This is a genomic window from Microbacterium elymi (assembly GCF_021582895.2).
GTDB lineage: Bacteria > Actinomycetota > Actinomycetes > Actinomycetales > Microbacteriaceae > Microbacterium > Microbacterium humicola.
This window is the reverse complement of sequence record NZ_CP091139.2, coordinates 729,463-745,480: the sequence shown is the minus strand read 5'-3', so window position 1 is coordinate 745,480 and position 16,018 is coordinate 729,463. Positions and strand designations below refer to the sequence as shown.

The following is a 16,018-nucleotide window of genomic DNA, read 5'->3' as shown; positions in this document are numbered from 1 at the left end:
CGGCTCAGCCCTCAGTGCTGAGCCGTACCATCGCGTCGTACAGCTTGCTCCTCCGACAGGGGCGGCTCGGGGAGCGGATGGGCCCGCTCGGCCCGATAGGCGTCGAGCATGAGAGCGAGCTGACGCCGCCAGGACTGGGGCGCTCCGGTGCGGGTGGCATCGATCATCCGGCCGTTCGACCAGATCAGGGTGACGATGTCGGCCCGTCTGAGGTCGGCACGCACCCGGCCTGCCTGCTGGGCTCGCGTGAGCACATCATCGATCTGCCGGCACATCTCGTCGTGGATGCGCTCGGTGTGCGCGTTGCCCGGGAAGCGACGGGAGAGGAAGTCGTTGAAACCGCGGTCTCCCGCCTGCACGCGGAACAGGTTCTCCAGATAGGCGGCGAACCCTTCCCACGGGTCCTCGATCTTCAGCGCCCGCTCGGACCCGTCGACGAACTCCCGAAGCCGAGGCTCGAGCGCGGCCAGGAGCAGGTCCAGGCGGGTCGGGAAGTGGCGATAGAGGGTCCCGATGGCGACGCTGGCATCGCGAGCGATCCGTTCCAGGGAGGCATCCACTCCGGACACGGCGAACTCGCGCCGGGCCGCGGCCAGGAGGCGGTCTCGGCGCTCCTGCGCATCACGGCGCCGGGGCCGCTGCGTGCCTTCGACCGTGCTCATGGACCAAATCTACCTCGGATCGGGAATGCATGAGGCATCCCTCCGGTTTGACCCGGACAGTCGGAGGGGTGCCTCATGTTGGTGCTCGATCGACTACGTGGGCGCAACCGCGCACCACCGCTACGAAGGAAGTCATCATGACAGTGACAGCGGCGCGAGCCGATTCCGACGGCCGCGCCGTGCGGCTCGAGTCGGTCGTCAAGCAGTACGGCAGCGGCCCGTCGGCGGTGGTGGCGCTGCGCGGCATCGATCTCGTCCTGGACCGGGGATCGTTCACCGCCATCATGGGACCGTCCGGCTCGGGCAAGAGCACCTTCCTGCACACCGCCGCCGGCCTGGACACCCCCACGAGCGGCTCGGTCTGGATCGGCGACACCGACATCTCGCGGATGCGGGCCAACCGGCTCGCGAAGTTCCGGCGCACGCATGTCGGGTTCGTCTTCCAGGCCTACAACCTCCTTCCCGCGCTGACGGTCGAGCAGAACGTGACGCTGCCGCTGCTGCTGGCCGGCCGGCGCGTGGAGCGCGCCTGGCTGGACCGCATCATCCGCGCCGTCGGCCTCGACGAGCTTCGACGGCGTCGGCCCGCGGAGCTGTCCGGCGGCCAGCAGCAGCGGGTGGCGATCGCGCGTGCGCTGATCACACGACCGGATGCCGTCTTCGCCGACGAGCCGACCGGCGCACTCGACTCGCGGACCGGCCGACAGGTGCTCGACCTGCTCGCGCAGATGACCCGCGAACTGGACCAGACCATCATCATGGTCACGCACGACCCGGCCGTCGCCGCACGCGCCGACCGCGTCATCTTCCTCGCCGACGGCGCCTTCGTCGGCTCCGAAGTCGGAGCGACGACGCAGCAGATCGCCGATCGCATGACCGCCTGGGGGACGTGGTGAACGCGCTCATCCGGGCGATGATCCGGCAAGGCGAGGGACACTCGCCGGCGTCTTCGTGGCAGTTCTCACCGCGACGATGCTGGCGACCGGGCTCGGCGTCCTGATCGAGTCCGGCGCACGCGGCGGGGTCGTCCCGGAGCGCTACACCGCCGCCGACGTGATCGTGGGGGCCGAGCAGTCGTGGCGGACCCCCGAGGGGACGACGTACGCGCTTCCCGAGCGCGTGCCGCTTCCCGCCGACGCGGTCGCGGCCGTTCGGTCGCTTCCGGACACGGCGCACGTCGTCGCGGACGCGACCGTGCCGCTGACCTGGTCCGGATCTCGGGTCGAAGGCCACGGCTGGAGCGCCGCGGCGCTCACCCCGTACCGGATCAGCGCGGGGCATGCTCCCCGCGCCGCGGACGAGGTGGTCCTCGACCGCAAGCCGGGGGCGCGCACGAAGCTCGGGGCGACGATCGTCCTCGCCCATGGCGGCATCGGCCGCGACTATCGGGTGGTCGGGATCGCCGCGGCCACGACGGGCGACCAGCCGTCGCGCGCCCAGCACGTCTTCCTCACGGATGCGGCGGCATCGGCACTGGCGCCCAACGCCGCGGCCGTGCAGATCATCGGCGTGTTCGCCCGCCCGGGCGTCCCACCGCGCGCACTGGCCGACCAGATCCGCGCACGAGTGCCCGACGTCGTCACGTACACGGGCGACGACCGCGGCGCCGCCGAGTTCCTGGATGCCGGTGCCGCACGAGCAACCTTGGTGGAGATCGGCTCGTCCTTCGCCGGCACGGCCATCCTCATCGCGCTGTTCGTGGTCGCCGGCACGCTTTCGCTGTCGATCCAGCGCCGTCGGCGCGACTTCGCCCTGATGCGCGCCGTCGGGTCGACGCCCCTGCAGATCCATCGACTCGTCGCCCAGGAGGTCCTGATCGTCGCGGGCGCCGGCGCGCTCGCCGGCGTGATCCCGGGGTTCCTGCTGGCCGGCGCGATGCGAATCGGCTTCGCGCAGGCGGGCGTCATCCCATCGGACTTCGCCCTCACGTTCGGTCCGCTCCCGGCGCTGGTCGCCGTCGCGGTGATGGTCGCGGCATCCCAGCTCGCCGCCGCCGTCGCGGCTCGGCGCCCGGCGCGCATCAATCCGATCGAAGCGTTGCGGGAGGCATCCACCACCCCGTCCCGTCTCGGGCGTGGTCGCCTGATCACCGGCGTCGTCTTCGCCGTCATCGGCGTGCTCCTCAGCGCCGTTCCGCTGTTCGTCCCCGGCACCATCGCCGTCGCCGGGCCCGTCGCGGCCGCGCTGCTGCTCATCGTCGCGGTCGGCCTGCTCGGTCCTCGCCTCGTGCGCGGTGCCGTCACGCTCTTCGGCGGGCCGCTGCGGCACCTGAGGTCGCCGTCCGCCTTCCTCGCGGCCGCGAATGCGCGCAGCAACTCGCGGCGACTGGTCGCAGCGATCGTCCCCTTGGCGCTCGGCATCGGCCTCGGCCTGGTGCAAGCCGGCACGCAGTCGATCATCGCGGCCGAGGCCGCCACCCAGTCGCACGCGGGCGTGACGGCCGATCTGATGGTGACCGGCGGCGGATCCGGTCTGGGAGCCGACGCGCTCGCGGCCATCTCGCGGACGTCGGGTGTGACGGTCGCGAACCCCGTGGCGCTCAGCGAGATGATCTTCCGCTTCGTCCAGCTGGGCGACCCGACATCCGAGCAGTACTCGGTCCAGGGGATCGATCCGGCCGCGACGTCGGCGACGATGGATCTGGGCGTGGTGGCCGGATCGATCGGATCGCTGACCGGTGCGCGCACCGTCGCCTTGAGCTCCGATGCCGCCCTTGCGTCGAGTGTGGGTCTCGGTGACACGGTGCAGGGGCGTCTCGGCGACGGGTCGGCGGTCACAGCGAAGGTCGTCGCGATCTACACCCGGGGGCTGGGGTTCGGCGATGTGACGATGACCAATGCCGCGCTGCGCGCCCACACCACGACCGGCCTCAGCGACTATGCACTCGTCGACGCGCAGCCGGGGCAGACGGCGCACGTGCAGACGGCACTGGATGCCGCCGGCTTCACCGTCGCGGACCGCAGCGGACTGCGCGCGGCGGGCGACGGTGCGCGCGCTGCGAACTCGCTGGTCAACCTGATCGCGCTCGCGGTCATCCTCGGCTACATCGCCATCGCGGTGGTGAACACCCTGGTGATGGCGACGGGGGAGCGGCGGCGTGAATTCGCGCTGATGCAAGCTGGTCGGGGCGACCCGGCGTCAGGTGCGGGCGATGATGCGCACGGAGTCCGTGATGGTCGTGGTGCTGGCGGCGGTGCTCGGGGTGCTCATCGCGGTGCCGCCGCTGATCGGCATCAGCTTCGGAATCGCGGGTCGGCCTCTGCCGGACATCTCGCTCGTGGAGAGTGTGGCCATCGTCGGCTCGCTGAGCGTGATCGGGCTGATATCGCTCGCGATCGCGACGCGGACGGCGATGCGCAGCGCGCCCATCGCCGAGATCGGCTCGCGACAGTAGACCACCCCGACGCACCCGGTCAGAAGGGCGTCCTTCCGCCTGTCCGGCGGCGGATCGCGGTTGAATGGTGGACATGGCCCGCCCCCGCTTCCAGCGACTGCCCGCCGACCGGCAGGACACGATCATGGATGCTGCGCTTGCGCGAATTCGCCGCGCACGGGTTCGGCGGGGCGTCGCTGAACCGGATCATCGCCGCGGCGGAGCTGTCCAAGGGGTCGCTCTACTACTACTTCGACGGCAAGGAGGATCTGTACGCCGACGTCATCCGTCGACAGGTGGAGCGGCTGGTGCACGACGGCGGCCCCGCGCCGACGTTCGCCGGGTCGGATGCGGACGCGTTCTGGGGCCGCCTCGAGGAGTACTACCTGCGGCTGATGCGACTGCTGGAGGAGGTTCCCGCGACCGGTGCGCTGCGCGCGACTGGCTGACCGGCCCCGCTCCGTCGATGCGCGCCGCGGAGGAGGAGGCCGAGCAGGCGACCCTCCCGTGGCTGATGGAGGCCGTGGCGGCGGGGCAGCGGATCGGCGCTGTGCGCACCGACCTGCCCGACGAGCTGCTGATCGCCCTCGCCCTGGGTATGGGGCAGGCGATGGACACGTGGCTGATCACGCGCCGATCCGGCGAACGGGACCTCGCGGACGCCGTGCATGCGCTGATCGACATGATGCGGCGCGCCTTCCAGCCCTGACTCCCGCACGCCGGAGCGGGGAGGAACCACGGCCGCGTGCCTCGGCGGGATCAGACCGCGTACTCCGCCACGACGGGGGCGTGGTCGCTCCACCGGGTGTCCCAGGATGCGGCGCGCCCGATCCAGTAGCCGCGCACCCGCTCGGCCAGCGCGGGGGTGGCGAGGTGGTAGTCGATGCGCCACCCGGTGTCATTGTCGAACGCCTTGCCCCGGCTCGACCACCAGGTGTACGGGCCGTCGACCTCGCCGTGGAACCGGCGGCCGACGTCGACCCAGCCCAGGCCCGTGCCGGTGGATCCGTCCACGCCGTCGACGGGGGCACCGGCCTCGCCGAGGAACCGGTCGAAGTACGCCCGCTCGCGCGGCAGGAAGCCTGCGTTCTTCACGTTCCCGCGCCAATTGCGGATGTCCAGTTCGCGGTGCCCGACGTTCAGGTCGCCCATGATCAGCGCCAGCGCGCCGTCGGCGGCCAGCTGCGGCATCCGCTGCTCCATCGCGTCCAGGAAGACCCACTTCGCGTCCTGCTTCGGGGTCCCGACCGCGCCGCTGTGCACATACGCGCTGACGAGGGTCAGGGTGCTGCCGCCGAGGTCGAAGTCGGTCTCGAGCCAGCGACCGGCCGAGTCGATGCTGTCGTCGCCCAGCTCGGTGCGCACCGCCTGCGGTGCCACGCGCGAGACCACCGCCACGCCCGCGCGCCCCTTGGCGACCGCCTCGTCGTTCACGATCTCCCAGCCGGGGAGCACCGCGTGCAGCTGCTCGGCCGTGGCGCGCACCTCCTGCAGGGCCATGATGTCGATGTCGGCGGACTCGAGCCAGTCGAGCATCCCGTTGCGCACGGCGGCGCGGATGCCGTTGACGTTGATGGAGGCGATGCGGAGGGAATCGGGGACACGTTCGAGTGCAGGCACGCGTTCCACCATAACCGCGACGTGCGACAACGCTCAGCGAGCGGGCGGAGGTGCGGACGACTCGATCTCGGCGAGCTCGTCTTCCGCTTCGCGCACATCGCGGGCTGCGCGCCGGCGATGCCACCACGGCGCCGAATCCTGCGCGGAGCGAGCATCACGCAGTCGTACATGCGCGGCCAGCAGCTGCGCTTCATGCTCGGCCAGGGCCCGGTCGGCCTCGCTCGGAGTCGCGAGCGGGATGTCGCGATCCGTCGCGGAGACGGCGATCCACGACGCGGCGACGAGGATCACGATGCCGATCAGGCGGAACCACAGCAGAAGGGCGATGATGACCGAGAACGTCGTCAGCAGGGGGTTCGACGGTGTGTAGGCGAACAGGAGGCCGACCCCCAGCTGAAGGACGGCGATCGCCGCGCCGCCGAGCATCGCCCCGGGCCAGATGCGTCGCCAGGGAAGCGACGTGCCGGTCAGGAAGCGGAAGAGTCCGGCCAGCGCCGCCCCGGTGATGATGAACCCGATGACTCCCGACAGCAGCTCGACCGCGACCTGAATCCACAGGGACCGCTCGTCCAGTCCCACCAGCCGCAGCGCGTCCAGTGCGCCACTGGCGATGCTGCCGACCACCGCGCCGACGATCAGCGCGAGACCGAACATGGCGCCGGCGACGAAGTCACGCGCCTTCAGGAACACGTAGCTGCGCGGGTCGAACGGCAGCCCGAAGATGTCGCGCACCGCGCGACGGGTGAACGTGACGAATCCGATCGCCGTCCAGATCGCGACGACCACGGCGACGGCGCCGGTGATCGCCAGAACACCGCTCGCGTTGCGGGTGACCTCCGTCACAGCGTCCGGCGAGATGAGCCCGCCGTCCTGCGGGGGACTGATCAGGTTCGGAATATAGCTGTTGACGAGGTGGATCATCCGGTCGACGGCCGCGGGCTTGCCCCGACCCAGATCCCGACCGCCGCGAACGCCACGTACACGACCGCGAAGATCGCGAACAGAGACTGGTAGCTGATGCTCGCCGCCAGCAGGAATCCGTTGTTGCGCAGGAAATGCCGCCATACCCGGATGGGGAACCACGCCAGCGTGCGTCGGGTGATCTCGGATGCACGGGTCAGCGGATCGTCGAACCGCTCCCGCAACGCTGCGGCTTGCGGCATCCCACCGCTTGCGCAACGTCTCTTCGTCGGGCGTGCCAGGTTCCAGCAGCGCCCGCTTGCGGGCGTCTGCCGCCATCGCCCGTGCACGCGTCTGACTCACAGCTCACACATTAGCGAGCGCCCGGCGGAAACCGCCGAGCGCTCGCACAGAGGGGATGAGGATCAGCGCCCGCCGCGCAGGACGGCCTGCTTGACCTCGGCGATTGCACGGGTGACCTGGATGCCGCGGGGGCACGCCTCGGTGCAGTTGAAGGTCGTGCGGCACCGCCACACGCCCTCCTTGTCGTTGAGGATGTCCAGGCGCACGTCGGCGGCGTCGTCGCGCGAGTCGAAGATGAACCGGTGCGCGTTGACGATGGCCGCCGGGCCGAAGTACTGGCCGTCGGTCCAGAACACCGGGCAGGACGAGGTGCACGCCGCGCACAGGATGCACTTGGTGGTGTCGTCGAAGCGGGCGCGGTCCTCGGCGGACTGCAGCCGCTCGCGACCCGGCTGCGGTGCGGAGTGGGCGACCAGGAACGGCTGGACCGCCTTGTACGCGTCCAGGAACGGGTCCATGTCCACGATCAGGTCCTTCTCCAGCGGCAGGCCCTTGATCGCCTCGACGTAGATCGGCTGGGAGATGTCCAGGTCCTTGATCAGCGTCTTGCAGGCGAGCCGGTTGCGGCCGTTGATGCGCATCGCGTCCGAACCGCAGATGCCGTGCGCGCACGACCGACGGAAGGTGAGCGACCCGTCCTGCTCCCACTTGATCTTGTGCAGGGCGTCCAGCACGCGCTCGGTCGGGTACATCTCCACGTCGTAGTCCACCCAGCGGGGTTCGGCATCCACCTCGGGATCGAACCGCCGGATGATGAACGTGACCAGGAAGGACTGGATCGGCGCCTCGCCGGCCGGTGCCGGCTGTTCCGACTCGACGACTGCGGCGGACATCAGTACTTCCTCTCCATCGGCTGGTAGCGCGTGATGACCACGGGTTTCCAGTCCAGCGTGATGTGGTCGGTGGCGTCCGAGGAGTGCGGGTCACCGGTCAGGTACGCCATCGTGTGCTTCATGTAGGTGTCGTCGTCGCGCTTCGGGTAGTCGTCGCGCATGTGGCCGCCGCGGCTCTCCTTGCGGTTGCGGGCGGCGTAGACGACGACCTCGGCGATGTCCAGGAGGAAGCCCAGCTCGACGGCCTCGAGCAGATCGGTGTTGTACCGCTTGCCCTTGTCGTCGACGTGGATGTTCTTGTACCGCTCGCGCAGCTCCTCGATCGTGCCCAGCACCTCGGTCAGCGACTCCTCGGTGCGGAACACCTGGGCCTTCAGGTCCATGTCGTTCTGCAGCGTCTTGCGCAGCGCGGCGACCCGCTCGGTGCCCGAGTTGTCGCGCAGCGTCTCGATCAGCGTGCGCACCTCGGCGGCCGGGTCCTCCGGCAGCGGCACGAACTCGGCCGTCTTGACGTACTCGACCGCGTTGTTGCCCGCGCGCTTGCCGAACACGTTGATGTCCAGCAGCGAGTTGGTGCCCAGGCGATTCGATCCGTGCACCGACACGCACGCGCACTCGCCGGCCGCATACAGCCCGGGCACGACGTCGGTGTTGGTGCGCAGCACCTCGGCGTCGTTGTTGGTCGGGATGCCGCCCATCGCGTAGTGCGCGGTGGGCATGACCGGCACCGGCTCGACCACGGGGTCCACGCCCAGGTAGGTGCGGGCGAACTCGGTGATGTCCGGCAGCTTGGTCTCGAGCACCTCGGCGCCCAGATGCGTGCAGTCCAGGTAGACGTAGTCCTTGTGCGGGCCCGCACCGCGGCCGTCCAGCACTTCCTGGACCATGCTGCGGGCGACGATGTCGCGGGGTGCGAGGTCCTTGATGGTGGGGGCGTAGCGCTCCATGAAGCGCTCACCCGACGCGTTGCGCAGGATCGCGCCTTCGCCGCGGGCGCCTTCGGTGAGCAGGATGCCGAGGCCGTACAGGCCGGTCGGGTGGAACTGGAAGAACTCCATGTCCTCCAGCGGCAGCTTCTTGCGCCAGATGATGCCGACGCCGTCGCCGGTGAGCGTGTGCGCGTTGGAGGTGGTCTTGAAGATCTTGCCGAACCCGCCGGTGGCGAAGATGATCGCCTTCGACTGGAACACGTGCAGCTCGCCGGTGGCCAGCTCGTATGCGACCACTCCCGCGATCTGGGTGCTGCCGTCGGCATCGTCCACGGTGATCAGATCGAGCACGTAGAACTCGTTGAAGAAGTTGATGCCCAGCCGCACGCAGTTCTGGTACAGCGTCTGCAGGATCATGTGGCCGGTGCGGTCGGCCGCGTAGCAGGCGCGGCGGACCGCCGCCTTGCCGTGGTCGCGGGTGTGCCCGCCGAACCGGCGCTGGTCGATCTTGCCCTCGGGCGTGCGGTTGAACGGCAGGCCCATGTTCTCCAGGTCGATGACGGCGTCGATGGCCTCCTTGGCCAGGATCTCGGCCGCGTCCTGGTCGACCAGGTAGTCACCGCCCTTGACGGTGTCGTAGGTGTGCCACTCCCAGTTGTCCTCCTCGACGTTGGACAGGGCCGCCGCCATGCCGCCCTGCGCCGCGCCGGTGTGCGACCGGGTGGGGTACAGCTTGGAGATGACCGCCACGTTGGCGTTGGGGCCGGCTTCGATCGCCGCTCGCATGCCGCCGCCGCCGGCGCCGACGATGACGATGTCGAACTGGTGGTAGTGCACGCCGTCCTTGACGACGTCGCCGGATGTGGAGGTACTCACGTGTGGGCTGCCTTCGTTTCTCTCGGGCCGTTCGTGCGGGTCAGGCGGGGCAGATGCCGGCCAGCGAGCTGGGCACCGGCGGGATGCAGGGGTCGAAGGTGAAGACCACGAGGGTCCCCAGCAGGATCAGCAGCCCCGCGACGATCCACAGCGCCCAGATGAGCACGCGGCGGGTGCCGTTGTGCGTGACGTAGTCGTTCACGATCGTGCGCATGCCGTTCGTGCCGTGGATCAGGCCGAGCCAGAGCATCAGCACGTCCCACCACTGCCAGAACGGCGTGGCGTACTTGCCCACGACGAAGGCGAAGTCGATCTGACGCACGCCCTCGCCCATGACGAGGTTCACGAACAGGTGGCCGAAGATCAGCACCACCAGCAGCACGCCCGAGACGCGCATGTACGCCCAGCCCCACTTCTCGAGGTTGAGGCCCTTGCGGCGCGGCGCGAGCGGAGTGCGCGGATCGGCGATGGTGTCGCTGGTCATGTCAGTGCCCCCCGGTGATCTCGGCGACGATGACCATGAGCTGGCGCGGGACGAATCCGGCCATGGTGATGAACCACAGGCCCAGCACGCCCCACCACAGCTGGCGCTGGTACTTCGCGCCCTTGGCGGAGAAGTCGACGATGATGATCCGCAGTCCGTTGTACGCGTGGTAGGCGATGGCGGCGACCAGGATGATCTCGCCCACGCCCATGATCGGGTTCTTGTAGGTCCCGATCACGGCGTCGTATGCGTCCGGGGCGACCCGGATCAGCGCCGTGTCCAGCACGTGCACCAGCAGGAAGAAGAAGATCCCGATGCCGGTGATGCGATGCAGCACCCAAGACCACATGCCCTCGCGACCGCGGTACAGCGTTCCCCGCGGTGTTCGGGATGTCGTCTCGGCCACCGTCGGTGTGACGCGTGCTGGTGCAGACACGTCCGTCCTCCTTGGGTCGAACTCGAGGTGGGGCGGGTCGATGCCCCTTCGGGGCCGGAAGGCCTCGGCGTCACGCAGGCGCGTCCCCATCCTATTCCCCCGCTGTGGGTCGGGCGATTTAGGCGGCCCTAACCGGACGGGTGCACCGCGGGCTGTGTCGGGGGACTGGCCGCGGATACCCTGGGGGCATGGCCGATCCCATCTCCGACTTCTATGCGATCATCCCTGCCGGTGGCATCGGCAGTCGGCTGTGGCCGCTCTCCCGTGCCGACGCGCCGAAGTTCCTGCACGACCTGACCGGCTCCGGGCACACCCTGCTCCGCGACACCTGGGATCGGCTGGAGCCGCTGACCGGACCGGACCGGATCGCGGTGGTGACCGGTCGCGCCCACCGCGCCGCGGTGGAGAAGGAGCTGCCGGCGATCGCCGACCGCAACGTGCTCCTGGAATCCGAGCCGCGCGACTCGACGGCCGCGATCGGCCTGGCCGCGGCGGTGCTGTCCCGGCGTGAGCCGGACGTCATCGTCGGCTCGTTCGCCGCGGACCACGTGATCGCGGTGCCGCATCTGTTCGACTGGGCGGTGCGCCAGGCGATCCAGGTCGCCCGCGAGGGATACATCTGCACCATCGGCATCCCGCCCACCGAGGCCTCGATCGGATTCGGCTACATCAAGAAGGCCGATGAGCTCCTCGTCGACGGCGCCCCTGAGGCGGCTCTGGTGGAGCGGTTCGTGGAGAAGCCGGATCTCGAGACCGCGCAGCAGTACTTCGCGGATCGCTCGTACCTGTGGAACGCGGGCATGTTCATCTCCCGCGCCGACGTGCTGCTCGGCGAGATCGCCGAGAGCCGACCGCAGCTGTACGCCGGGCTGATGGATCTCGCCGAGGCGTGGGACGACCGGGATGCCCGGGGTCCGGTGGTGGACCGGGTGTGGCCGACGCTGGAGAAGATCGCGATCGACTACTCGGTGGCCGAGCCCGCCGCCGAGCGCGGCCGGCTCGCGGTGATCCCCGGGCACTTCGACTGGGACGACGTCGGAGATTTCGCCAGCCTCGCCAAGCTCAACTCGCACGGGCGCAAGAACGATCTGGCGATCCTCGGTCCGAACGCGCGGGTGCTCTCGGACGCGGCCAGCGGCATCGTGGTCAGCCAGACCACGCGGGTGATCTCGCTGATCGGCGTGAAGGACATCATCGTCGTGGACACCCCGGATGCGCTGCTGGTGACCACCAGCGAGAACGCGCAAGCGGGTCAAGGGCGTCGTGGACGCGCTCAAGCTCACCGGTCGCGGCGACGTGCTCTAGCCGCCGATCGTTGCGGGTTGATAACCATTCACCCGCGCACGGGGGCGGAATGCGCAATTCGAGTGTCACACTGGGTAACTTGTGAAGAATCGCCGTAACCCTGCGGCCCGTTCTGTGGAGGTCGAGTTGACCATCTCTTCTGCTCGCAAGCTCGTCGGCGTCACCGCCGCCGCCGGCCTGCTCCTCGCGCTCGCCGGCTTGCGGCACGGCACCCGAGGCCAACACCCCGACCGAGGGCGGCCAGACCGCCGTCGCCGGCTTCAAGCCCTGCATCGTCTCGGACGACGGCGGCTGGAACGACCGCTCGTTCAACCAGTCGGCCAAGGAAGGCATCGACAAGGCCGCCAAGGAGCTCGGCGTCACGTCCGTCGACGTCGAGTCGGACTCGGCGAGCGACTTCGCCCCCAACCTCGAGAGCCTCGTCGGTCAGAACTGCACGCTGATCATCTCGGTCGGCTTCAAGCTGTCGGCTGACACGGTCAAGTCGGCCCTGGCCAACCCCGACATCAACTACGCCATCATCGACGACGGCGCCGACAACACGGGTGCCAAGGACAAGGACGGCAAGGACATCCCGGACGGCAAGCCCGACGCCCCGAACATCAAGCCGATCCTGTTCAACACGGTCGAAGCGGCCTACCTCGGCGGCTACGCGGCCGCCGCGGTCTCGCACCAGGACGGCGTCGACAAGGTGGGCACGTTCGGCGGCCTGCAGATCCCGTCGGTCTCGATCTTCATGGACGGCTTCATCGACGGCGTCAAGAAGTTCAACGACGACAACAGCGCCAAGGTCGCCACCTACGGCTGGGACGTCGACTCGCAGAAGGGCTCGTTCACGGGCGGCTTCGCCGCCAACGACACCGCCAAGCAGACCGCGAAGGGCATCCTCGACCAGGGCGTCGACGTGATCCTGCCGGTCGGCGGCCCGATCTATCAGAGCGCCGCAGCGGCGATCAAGGACAGCGGCAAGGACACCATGATGATGGGCGTCGACTCCGACCTGGCCGTCGCCGACCCGTCGGTGGCGGACATCACCCTGGTCTCGGTGATGAAGCAGATCAACCAGGCCGTGTACGACACCGTGCAGTCCGCGGCGACCGGCAAGTTCGACGTGGCGCCCTACATCGGCACCCTGGAGAACGGCGGCGTGGGCCTGTCCAGCTTCCACGACTTCGAGAGCAAGCTGCCCAGCGGCCTGACCGACAAGCTGGACGAGCTGAAGAAGCAGATCATCTCGGGTGACCTCAAGGTCACCTCGGTGAACTCGCCCAAGTAGTCGAATGGGCGCGGGCGGTCGGATCGGATGCCTCGCATCCGGCCCGGCCGCCCTCCTTCGTGGGGACCGGCAATGCGGATAGGGTGCACAGTATGAAGCTCGAGCTGCGAGGCGTGACGAAGCGCTTCGGAAGCCTGGTGGCCAACGATCACATCGATCTCGAGCTTGCGCAGCGGAGAGATCCATGCGCTCCTCGGTGAGAACGGCGCCGGCAAATCGACGCTGATGAACGTGCTGTACGGGCTGTACCAGGCCGAGGAGGGCGAGATCCTCCTCGACGGTGTGCCGCAGCACTTCACCGGACCGCGCGACGCCATCGCCGCCGGGATCGGGATGGTGCACCAGCACTTCATGCTCATCCCGGTGTTCACGGTCGCCGAGAACCTGATGCTGGGCAACGAGGACACGAAGGGTCCCGGCATCCTCGACCTCGCCGCTGCCCGCCGCCGCGTGCGCGAGGTGTCCGACCGCTTCGGCTTCCACATCGACCCGGACGCGCTCGTGGAGAACCTTCCGGTGGGCGTGCGCAGCGCGTCGAGATCGTCAAGGCGCTCGCCCGCGACGCGAAGATCCTCATCTTCGACGAGCCGACCGCGGTGCTGACCCCGCAGGAGACCGACGAGTTCATGCGGATCATGCGCCAGCTTGCGCGACGAGGGCACGGCCATCGTGTTCATCACGCACAAGCTGCGCGAGGTGCGCGAGGTCGCCGACCGGATCACCGTCATCCGGCTCGGCAAGGTCATCGGCGAGGCCAGTCCGACCGCCAGCAACACCGAACTGGCCTCGATGATGGTCGGCCGGGCGGTCGAGCTGACCGTGCACAAGGATCCGCCGAAGATCGGCACCGGGGGGCTCGAGGTGCGGGGCCTGCGCGTGCTCAGCGCCGACGGCACCGTGGTGGTCGACGGCGTCGACTTCGACGTGCGTCCGGGCGAGGTGCTGGCCATCGCCGGCGTCCAGGGCAACGGCCAGACCGAGCTGAGCGAGGCCATCGTCGGCCTCCAGGAGCGCGTCGAGGGCTCGATCGTGCTCGACGGCACCGAGCTGGTTGGTCAGAGCGTGCGCGAGGTGCTCGACGAGGGCGTCGGGTTCGTGCCCGAGGACCGGCAGGAGGACGGCCTGGTCGGCACGTTCTCGGTGGCCGAGAACCTGATCCTCGACCGCAGCGGCGACCGTGCCTTCCAGTCCTTCGCCACGATCCGCCGCGGCGATCTGGACACGTTCGCCCGCGACAAGATCGCCGAGTTCGACATCCGCACCCAGGGGCCGGCGAGCCCGGCCGGATCGCTGTCCGGCGGAAACCAGCAGAAGGTCGTGATCGCCCGCGAGCTCAGCCGCGACCTCAAGCTGCTGCTGGCCACCCAGCCCACCCGCGGCGTCGACGTCGGCTCGATCGAATTCATCCACAAGCGCATCGTCGCGACGCGGGATGCCGGTGTCCCGGTGGTCGTCGTGTCCACCGAGCTCGACGAGGTCGCCGCCCTCGCCGACCGGATCGCGGTGATGTACCGCGGCGGCATCGTCGGGATCGTCCCGGCCGACACCCCGCGCGACGTGCTGGGCCTGATGATGGCCGGCGAGACCCCGACGGAGGACGCCGCATGAGCGACCGAGTCCCCGGCGCAGGACCCGAGAACGTCGGCCTGCCCCCCGAACAGCTGCCCACGGCATCCGGACCGCTCACCGGACAGTCCGCACCCGGTCCGCAGGAGGTCCCGCCCGCGCCGCGCTCGAACCAGCTGATCCGCGAGATCCTGCGCGGATCAGTGGTGACCACCATCCTCGCCATCGTGGCGGCGATGGTCGTCGGCGGGATCCTCATCGCCGTCACCGACGAGAACGTGCAGAAGGCGTCCGGCTACTTCTTCTCCCGCCCCGGCGACACGTTCGTCGCGATCTGGCAGTCGGTCTCGGGCGCGTACTACGCCCTGTTCCAGGGCGCCGTGGTCAACCCCGGGGCGAACTCGTTCATCAAGTTCATCCGGCCGCTGACGAACACCCTCGGCTTCGCTTGCGCCGCTGATCGCGGCCGGCCTCGGCGTCGCGCTCGCCTTCCGTGCGGGCCTGTTCAACATCGGCGCGCGCGGCCAGATGCTCATCGCCTGCGCGGTCGCCGCGCTGGTGACGTTCAACCTCGACCTGCCGATGTGGCTCCACCTGCCTCTGACGCTGGTGGCCGGCATCGTCGGCGGCGCCCTCTGGGGCGGCATCGCCGGCCTGCTGAAGGCGCGCACCGGCGCGCACGAGGTGATCCTCACGATCATGCTCAACTTCGTGGCGCTGTACCTGGTCAGCTGGCTGGTGCGCACCCCGGGCCTGCTGCGCAAGCCGGGGCAGAACCAGCCGATCTCGGCCGCCACGCCCGAATCGGCGCAGTTCCCATCGCTGCTCGGACCGCAGTTCCCGCTGCTGAACTGGGGCTTCCCGGTGGTCATCCTGGCGACCCTGATCGTCTGGTGGCTCATCGAGCACTCCAGCCTCGGGTTCCGGCTGCGGGCGGTCGGCGAGAACCCGCACGCCGCCCGTGCGGCCGGCATCAGCGTGCCGCGGATGTACGTGTACGCCATGCTCCTGGCCGGTGGGCTGGCGGGTCTGGCCGGCATGAACCAGATCCTCGGGTCGGTCACCAGCGGCTTCGATGGCGGCATCGACGCCGGCATCGGCTTCGACGCCATCACCGTGGCGCTGCTCGGTCGCAGCCGTGCCTGGGGCACGTTCTGGGCCGGACTGCTGTTCGGCGCGCTGAAGGCGGGATCGTTCACCATGCAGGCGGCCGAGGGCATCCCGGTCGACATCGTGCTGGTCGTCGAGTCGATGATCGTGCTGTTCATCGCCGCCCCGCCGCTGGTGCGGGCCATCTTCTTCCTGCCGAAGGACGACTCCGAACTCCCGCCGCGAGCACGCGCCCGGCGCGCCCGCAAACGGGCGGCGGCCCAGACGAAGGCGGTGGCCTCATGA

General features: G+C 69.4%; 12 protein-coding genes and 4 pseudogenes. 8 read left to right on the top strand and 8 right to left on the bottom strand.

Annotated features, from left to right (window positions below; genetic code table 11):
- Positions 1-11 precede the first annotated feature (11 nt).
- Positions 12-662 carry a TetR/AcrR family transcriptional regulator gene (locus L2X98_RS04040; protein WP_259612402.1) on the bottom strand — a complete coding sequence of 217 codons (651 nt, stop codon included), beginning with the start codon at positions 660-662 and terminating at the stop codon, positions 12-14.
- A gap of 137 nt (positions 663-799) precedes the next feature.
- On the opposite strand from L2X98_RS04040, the gene L2X98_RS04035 reads away from it, so the two are divergent.
- From L2X98_RS04035 to L2X98_RS04025, 3 genes are read left to right on the top strand one after another with little or no spacing between them, the layout of a single operon-like run.
- Positions 800-1,558: an ABC transporter ATP-binding protein gene (locus L2X98_RS04035; RefSeq protein WP_259612401.1), complete on the top strand. Its 759-nt coding sequence runs from the start codon at positions 800-802 to the stop codon at positions 1,556-1,558.
- A 55-nt stretch (positions 1,559-1,613) separates the two neighbouring features.
- Positions 1,614-4,484: an FtsX-like permease family protein gene (locus L2X98_RS04030; RefSeq protein ID WP_259612400.1), complete on the top strand. Its 2,871-nt coding sequence runs from the start codon at positions 1,614-1,616 to the stop codon at positions 4,482-4,484.
- A 17-nt stretch (positions 4,485-4,501) separates the two neighbouring features.
- On the top strand, positions 4,502-4,744 hold the full coding sequence (locus tag L2X98_RS04025) for a hypothetical protein (RefSeq protein ID WP_259612399.1): 243 nt from the start codon (positions 4,502-4,504) through the stop codon (positions 4,742-4,744).
- Positions 4,745-4,794: 50 nt separating this feature from the next.
- On the opposite strand, the gene L2X98_RS04020 is transcribed toward L2X98_RS04025, so the two are convergent.
- The 7 genes from L2X98_RS04020 to sdhC form a co-directional block, all read right to left on the bottom strand.
- Complete coding sequence (locus tag L2X98_RS04020; protein ID WP_435526246.1) at positions 4,795-5,667, bottom strand: exodeoxyribonuclease III; 873 nt, start codon at positions 5,665-5,667, stop codon at positions 4,795-4,797.
- A 21-nt stretch (positions 5,668-5,688) separates the two neighbouring features.
- The gene (locus L2X98_RS04015) at positions 5,689-6,576 is read right to left on the bottom strand and encodes a YihY/virulence factor BrkB family protein (protein ID WP_259612397.1); all 888 of its coding nucleotides are present in this window, start codon (positions 6,574-6,576) and stop codon (positions 5,689-5,691) included.
- Positions 6,573-6,818 (bottom strand): hypothetical protein, encoded by a 246-nt coding sequence (locus L2X98_RS04010; RefSeq protein WP_259612396.1) that lies wholly within the window; start codon positions 6,816-6,818, stop codon positions 6,573-6,575. Before L2X98_RS04010 ends, L2X98_RS04015 begins: the two co-directional genes overlap by 4 nt.
- Before the next feature lie 162 nt (positions 6,819-6,980).
- Positions 6,981-7,751, bottom strand: coding sequence for a succinate dehydrogenase iron-sulfur subunit (locus L2X98_RS04005; protein WP_259612395.1), 771 nt, complete (start codon positions 7,749-7,751; stop codon positions 6,981-6,983).
- Positions 7,751-9,556, bottom strand: a complete 1,806-nt coding sequence (gene sdhA, locus L2X98_RS04000) for a succinate dehydrogenase flavoprotein subunit (protein WP_259612394.1) — start codon at positions 9,554-9,556, stop codon at positions 7,751-7,753. The genes L2X98_RS04005 and sdhA overlap by 1 nt, the downstream gene beginning before the upstream one ends.
- Before the next feature lie 40 nt (positions 9,557-9,596).
- Positions 9,597-10,040: a succinate dehydrogenase hydrophobic membrane anchor subunit gene (locus L2X98_RS03995; protein WP_259612393.1), complete on the bottom strand. Its 444-nt coding sequence runs from the start codon at positions 10,038-10,040 to the stop codon at positions 9,597-9,599.
- 1 nt (position 10,041) lies between these two features.
- Complete coding sequence (sdhC, locus tag L2X98_RS03990) at positions 10,042-10,476, bottom strand: succinate dehydrogenase, cytochrome b556 subunit (RefSeq protein ID WP_259612392.1); 435 nt, start codon at positions 10,474-10,476, stop codon at positions 10,042-10,044.
- 188 nt (positions 10,477-10,664) lie between these two features.
- On the opposite strand from sdhC, the pseudogene L2X98_RS03985 reads away from it, so the two are divergent.
- The 5 genes and pseudogenes from L2X98_RS03985 to L2X98_RS03970 all read left to right on the top strand — a co-directional run bounded on the left by L2X98_RS03985 (position 10,665) and on the right by L2X98_RS03970 (position 16,018).
- Positions 10,665-11,781, top strand: a pseudogene (locus L2X98_RS03985) (mannose-1-phosphate guanylyltransferase).
- 126 nt (positions 11,782-11,907) lie between these two features.
- A pseudogene (locus tag L2X98_RS03980) lies at positions 11,908-13,057 on the top strand (BMP family lipoprotein).
- Between the two features lie 165 nt (positions 13,058-13,222).
- Positions 13,223-13,593 (top strand): annotated as a pseudogene (locus L2X98_RS20015) (ATP-binding cassette domain-containing protein); the annotation flags it as partial.
- A 109-nt stretch (positions 13,594-13,702) separates the two neighbouring features.
- Positions 13,703-14,665 carry an ATP-binding cassette domain-containing protein gene (locus tag L2X98_RS20010; protein ID WP_354002996.1) on the top strand — a complete coding sequence of 321 codons (963 nt, stop codon included), beginning with the start codon at positions 13,703-13,705 and terminating at the stop codon, positions 14,663-14,665.
- Positions 14,662-16,018 (top strand): annotated as a pseudogene (locus L2X98_RS03970) (ABC transporter permease). The gene L2X98_RS20010 and the pseudogene L2X98_RS03970 overlap by 4 nt, the downstream one beginning before the upstream one ends.